5 protein-coding genes are annotated in these 5396 nt (G+C 63.3%); 1 reads left to right on the top strand and 4 read right to left on the bottom strand.

The window, feature by feature from the left end:
• Nucleotides 1–57 precede the first annotated feature (57 nt).
• Nucleotides 58–687: a response regulator transcription factor gene (locus PG5_RS32170; RefSeq protein ID WP_008062087.1), complete on the bottom strand. Its 630-nt coding sequence runs from the start codon at nucleotides 685–687 to the stop codon at nucleotides 58–60.
• Nucleotides 688–946: 259 nt separating this feature from the next.
• On the opposite strand from PG5_RS32170, the gene hpaC reads away from it, so the two are divergent.
• Nucleotides 947–1459: a 4-hydroxyphenylacetate 3-monooxygenase, reductase component gene (hpaC, locus tag PG5_RS32165; protein ID WP_020801262.1), complete on the top strand. Its 513-nt coding sequence runs from the start codon at nucleotides 947–949 to the stop codon at nucleotides 1457–1459.
• 128 nt (nucleotides 1460–1587) lie between these two features.
• Here the strand turns inward: hpaC and PG5_RS32160 are convergent, their stop codons facing one another.
• From PG5_RS32160 to PG5_RS32150, 3 genes are read right to left on the bottom strand one after another with little or no spacing between them, the layout of a single operon-like run.
• Entirely contained in the window at nucleotides 1588–2601 is a 1014-nt protein-coding gene (locus PG5_RS32160; protein ID WP_020801261.1) for a phosphotransferase enzyme family protein, read from the bottom strand.
• Between the two features lie 10 nt (nucleotides 2602–2611).
• Nucleotides 2612–3889, bottom strand: coding sequence for an aspartate aminotransferase family protein (locus PG5_RS32155; protein ID WP_020801260.1), 1278 nt, complete (start codon nucleotides 3887–3889; stop codon nucleotides 2612–2614).
• Nucleotides 3882–5195 (bottom strand): amino acid permease, encoded by a 1314-nt coding sequence (locus PG5_RS32150; RefSeq protein ID WP_020801259.1) that lies wholly within the window; start codon nucleotides 5193–5195, stop codon nucleotides 3882–3884. Before PG5_RS32150 ends, PG5_RS32155 begins: the two co-directional genes overlap by 8 nt.
• Nucleotides 5196–5396 lie beyond the last annotated feature (201 nt).

The following is a 5396-nucleotide window of genomic DNA, read 5'->3' as shown; positions in this document are numbered from 1 at the left end:
ATCTACTGTGGGAGCGAGCCTGCTCGCGAAGGCGGCCTCAGGATTGCCGCAGATTGATCAATGCCGCGCCGGCTCATCCACCGGCAGGTGCAACACCTCGCGCACCAGCATGGCAATGCTGCTCACGCCCATCTTTTCCTTGATCTTGGTGCGGTGCACGTCAACGGTCTTCACGCTGATGTTCAGCTCCCGGGCGATCACCTTGCTGGCCTTGCCATCGATCACCAGCATCAACACTTCACGCTCGCGGCTGGTCAGCAGCGCCAGCTTGCCCTGCAGGTTCTGGCGCTGCTGCTGATCGGCCTGGGCGTGCACGGCGGTCTTGAGCGCGGCCTGGATGCGGTCGATCATCTGCTGCGGGTTGTAGGGCTTCTCGACGAAGTCCAGCGCGCCATTCTTCATCGCCGTGACCGACATCGGAATGTCGCCATGGGCCGAGACGAAAATGGTCGGCAAGGTGCTGCCGCGCTGGTTGAGGATCTCCTGCAGCTGGAAACCGCTGGTTTCCGGCATGCGCACATCCAGCACCAGGCAGGCGGGCTGCCTGGGGTCGTACTGGCTGAGGAATTCTTCGGCGCCAGCGAAGCACTGCGCCTGCACGCTGACCGACTCCAGCAGCCAGGCCAGCGAGGTGCGCAGGTCTTTGTCGTCGTCAACGATGTAAACAATCGGTTTGCGGGTTTCCATCAGGGGCTGCCACGAAAATTTCTAATTATTGTTTTCGCACGCGAACGCACGGCACGCATCGGCTGTGTTTTTTCCAGCCTGTTAGCAGGATACCCACTGTCGCGGGCCCTTGCGATAAAGAAACCACCTAGTCGACTAGCGGAAACCTAACCTCGCCATGGGGATCGCAGGAATGGTTGCGCCGTGCCCACAGCCTTAGTCTTGTTCCATCACCTACGGGCCGCTTCAGAGCGGTCCTCCTGAAGGAAGGGGCATCGACATGGCCGACCTGAGCCAGCAGCAAATCGACTTTCGCAACGCCATGGCGCAGCTGCCTGCTGCGGTGAACATCATCACCACCAACGGCCCCGGTGGGCGCTGCGGCATCACTGCCAGCGCCGTGTGCTCGGTGACCGACTCGCCGCCCACGGTGCTGGTATGCGTCAACCGCAACAGCGCCACCCACGACGTTTTCCGCAGCAATGGCCGCCTGTGCGTCAACGTGCTGTGTGGCGAACAGGAAGAACTGGCCCGCCACTTCGCCGGCATGACCCAAGTGCCGATGGCCGAACGTTTTGCCTGGGACCTGTGGGACGACGGCGCGGCGGACGTGCCGGTGCTGCGCGATGCCCTGGTGCAACTGGAAGGGCGTATCACCGAGTGCAAGGAAGTGGGCTCGCACTCAGTGATGTTCGTGCAGCTGGACAAGGTGGGCGTGCGCGAACCACGCGATAGCCTGGTGTACTTCAACCGGTTGTTCCATCGCCTGGAACACGCTGGTGCGCATTGCTGACAATTGATCGTTCCCACGCTCCGCGTGGGAATGCAGCCCGGGACGCTTTGCGTCCCTTCTAGAGCCGAACGCAGAGCGTCCGTTGAGGCATTCCCACGCAGAGCGTGGGAACGATCAGCGGGGGGCTGTTACTGGTGGAGATATTCCCGGGCCAACCGGCACGCCCGCTCTATCAACATCGGCGCCATTTCAATCGCCGTCGGCGTGCCCTGGCGGGTATGAATCCAGCCCAGGTACGTGGTGCCACGCAGCATCAAAAACATCGCCAGCGTCTTGCGATCCGCTTCGGTCAAGGGTTTGACCCTGTGATAACCCTCCAGCAGCGCCGCTTTGATCTGCTCATAACGCGGATCCTCCACGCAAAAATACAGCGCGGTCGCCAGCTCGAACATGTGCCAGCCAAACCCCGCGTCATCGAAGTCGATCAAGCGCAGGCGCGGGCCTTCGATCAGCAAGTTTTCCGGGACGAGGTCGGCGTGGATCATGCCGAAGTTACCCAGATAGCGGCCGTATTGACGCAGGTCCTTGCGCGCTGCACGCCGGGCTTGCAGCAACAGCTCGCGTTGCTCATCGCTCAGCTGTTGCAGCTCCCAGAAACGCCCCCAGAACGGATTGGCACCGATCAAGCCTTCCTCATCCCAGGCGTGCCGGACAAACTCGTCCGGCTGCTGCCATTCTGTCGAATGTACATGAATGCGCGCCGCAAGCGCCCCAGCCTCGGCAAACAGGAAGTCGATTTCGGTATCGGCCTGCACCCCGGCCTCTGAGGTGCCGGCCGTGGTGCCCGGCAACCAGGCGAGCATATCGACATGGCGTTCGCCGATGTCGGCATGGCTCACTTCAATCAGATGGCGCAGGTCCCGGGCGCGGATGATCTGCGGCACGGTAATCCCGGCGCTTTCCAAGGCTTCCATCCATTGCAATTCGGAACGCAACGCCGCTGCGCAATGATAGCCATTGCGATGGATGCGCAGGGCCACCCGCTGACCGTCGTGGCGGCGGGCAGAGAACACCGCGTTCTCGCGGAATTTCACCAGTTCGATGTCGCCGAAGTCGCCGTCCCAGTGTTGCAGGGCGTGGCGCGCCAGGTCGTGCAATCGGGCGACTTGCTGATCGTGGTTCAACGTGTGGAAGTCAGTCATGGCAGGGGCCTCAAATCGCGCTCAGGGCGTGGTCCAGGGTGTCGACGAACAAGTCGGCATGATCGCGGCTGAACACCAGCGGCGGGCGCAACTTGAGTATGTTGTCACCGGCGCCGATCTTGCTGATCAGCACGCCGTTCTCGCGCATGTCGTTGACCACCTTGCGCGCCTCCAGTCCGGCCGGCTCCTTGCTGGCGTGATCGCGCACCAACTCCATGGCGAAGAACAGGCCCTTGCCGCGCACGTCGCCGATGATCGAATGTTTGCCTGCCAGTACCTGCAAACGCTGCTGCACATAAGCGCCGACGTTTTGTGCGTTTTGCAGCAGCTGCTTTTGTTCAATCTCGTCCAGCACCGCCATGCCGACCGCCGCTGCTACGGGCGAGCCGCCGAAGGTGTTGAAGTACATGGCGTTGCGCCCGAACGACTCGACCAGCGCCTTGTGGGTGATCAACCCGGCCAGCGGATAGCCGTTACCCATGGGTTTGCCGAGGGTGACGATGTCCGGCACGACGCCGTGGGCCTGGTGGCCCCAGAGGTGATCGCCGGTGCGGCCGAAACCCGATTGCACTTCATCGGCGATGAACAGGCCACCGGCGGCGCGGATCAACTCGGCGGCCTTGGCAACGAAACTGGCCGGCACCCGGGGCAAGCCTTCGTTGGCGAACAAGGTGTCGATCAGTAGCGCGGCGGGGCGAATGCCCTGGGCCTGCATCGAGGCGATGGCGGCCGCGATGTTGGCCGCGTACTGCTCGGCCAGATGCGCCTCGCTGGTGCCCACCGGTGCCCGGTACAGGCATGGAATCGGCACGGCGCGGGCATGGGCCGCGAAGGGTTCCGGCGAGGGCAGGGCGGTGGTGACCTGCGCCAGCGACGCGGAGTTACCGTGGTAGTTGTAATCGCTGACGATAATGCCGGTTCCGCCGCTGGCGTAGCGTGCCAGGCGCAGCGCCAGTTCGTTGGCCTCGGTGCCGGTGCAGGTGAACATCGCGGTATCCAGCGGTTGGCCGAAGGTCGCGGTCAAGCGTTCGGCATAGCGCACCACTTGTTCATCGAGGTAGCGGGTGTGGATGTTCAGCGTGGTGGCCTGGCGGTGCATGGCGTCGGTCACGTGAGGGTTGCAGTGGCCGACGCAAGGCACGTTGTTGTAGACGTCGAGGTAGCGGCGACCGTCGACGTCGAACAGCCACACGCCTTCGCCGCGCACCAGGTGCAAGGGCTTGTCGTAGAACAGCGGCGAGGCGCTGCCGAGTACGCGATGACGACGTTGCAGGAGAGTGTCAGGCATGGTCTGGAACCTCGATTTGGGCGGCGCGGCGAGTGCGCAGCAGGAAGTTGAAAATACACAGTGCGAAGGTCACGCCGAGGGCGATCAGCATGCTCAGGTCAAGCTGGAAGCAGGCGGCGACGACCACCAGCGTCAGGGCCAGACCCAGCCAGGCGACCAGCTTGCCGCCGATCAGGCGGAAGGGACGTGCCAGGTCGGGCTGGCTGCTCTTGATGCGCAGGTACGCGCCGAAAATGCACAGGTAGCAAACGTTGAGCAGCAGCACGACCGCGAGCATCACCGTGGCTGGGTCGACTTCGGACAAGGGCAAGCCGATCGCGCCGATCAGCAGCAGTGCCGGATACGGCGTGCCGCGTTTGCCGGTCTTGCCCAGCCACTGCGGGAACAGGCCGTCGCGAGCCATCGCGAACAATTGCCGGGAGGCTGCGTACACCAGGGAGAAGAAGGTGGCGATCAAGCCGAACACGCCGCCGCAGCCAATCACCTTGGCCAGCCACGAGCCTTCACCGAATGCGCTGTTGCTGGACATCGCGGCGTACAACGGGTCGCCCGCCGAGCCCACCAGTTCCACACCACCGGCGCCCGGTGCGCAGACCAGTACCACCAGGGCTGTGACCAACAATGTGCCGATGGCCGCCAGAATGCCGCGAGGCATGCTGCGGCCGGGGTTTGCAGCTTCTTCCGCCGCCGAGCCGGTTTGCTCGACGGTGATGAACAACCAGATCGCGAATGGCACGCAGGCGAAGATGCCGCCGAGGCTGAGCGGTGCCGAGACGTTAGCCGGCAATGCCAGCAGGTTGTTCAACTCGACATGCGGCGCCATGGCCACACCGAAGGTCAACAGGGCCACGACCGCAATCACGCCGGCAATGAACGTCAGGCCCATGGCCTCACCCACCCCGCGCAGGTGAATGCCAATGATCACCGCAAACAGGGCGACCTTCACCGGCCAGCCGCCAAGACCGAATATCGACTCGGTATAGGCACAAATGAACGTTGCCGCCACCCCGGTGCCGATGGTCAAGGCCAGCGCGCACGCCACCCCGACCAGGTAACCCACGAACGGCCCAAACGCACTTTGCGCATACACGAACACACCGCCGGCGCTGGGCAACGCGGTGGACAGCTCCGCCACGCATAACGCCAGCCCACCGCACAGCAGCGCCATCAACAAGGTGGCGATCAACATGTTGAGCCAGCCACCGGCCGCCAAGCCAAAGTTCCAGCCGGAAAACTGCCCGGCCACCACCAACGCAATTCCAAGGCCGGCGATCTTTGGCCAGCCCAACGCACTTTTCTTGAGCACAGAAATCTCCCGCGACCCGAAGGTCGATTTATTGTTTTTTGGTTAGAAATGGAGGGGTTCAGCGTTGCTTTGCGCTTCGATACTACGCGCGGGGGCCGGCGCGGCATGTTTGCGTGCATGCCAGGTGGTTGGTTGTGGGTGCCAGATTGGGCGCCCACTGATCGTTCCCACGCTCTGCGTGGGAATGCCGCCAGGGACGCT

The sequence above is a fragment of the Pseudomonas sp. G5(2012) genome, from assembly GCF_000408945.1.
In the GTDB taxonomy this organism is placed as follows: Bacteria; Pseudomonadota; Gammaproteobacteria; order Pseudomonadales; family Pseudomonadaceae; genus Aquipseudomonas; species Aquipseudomonas umsongensis.
This window is presented reverse-complemented; position numbering and strand designations above follow the sequence as displayed.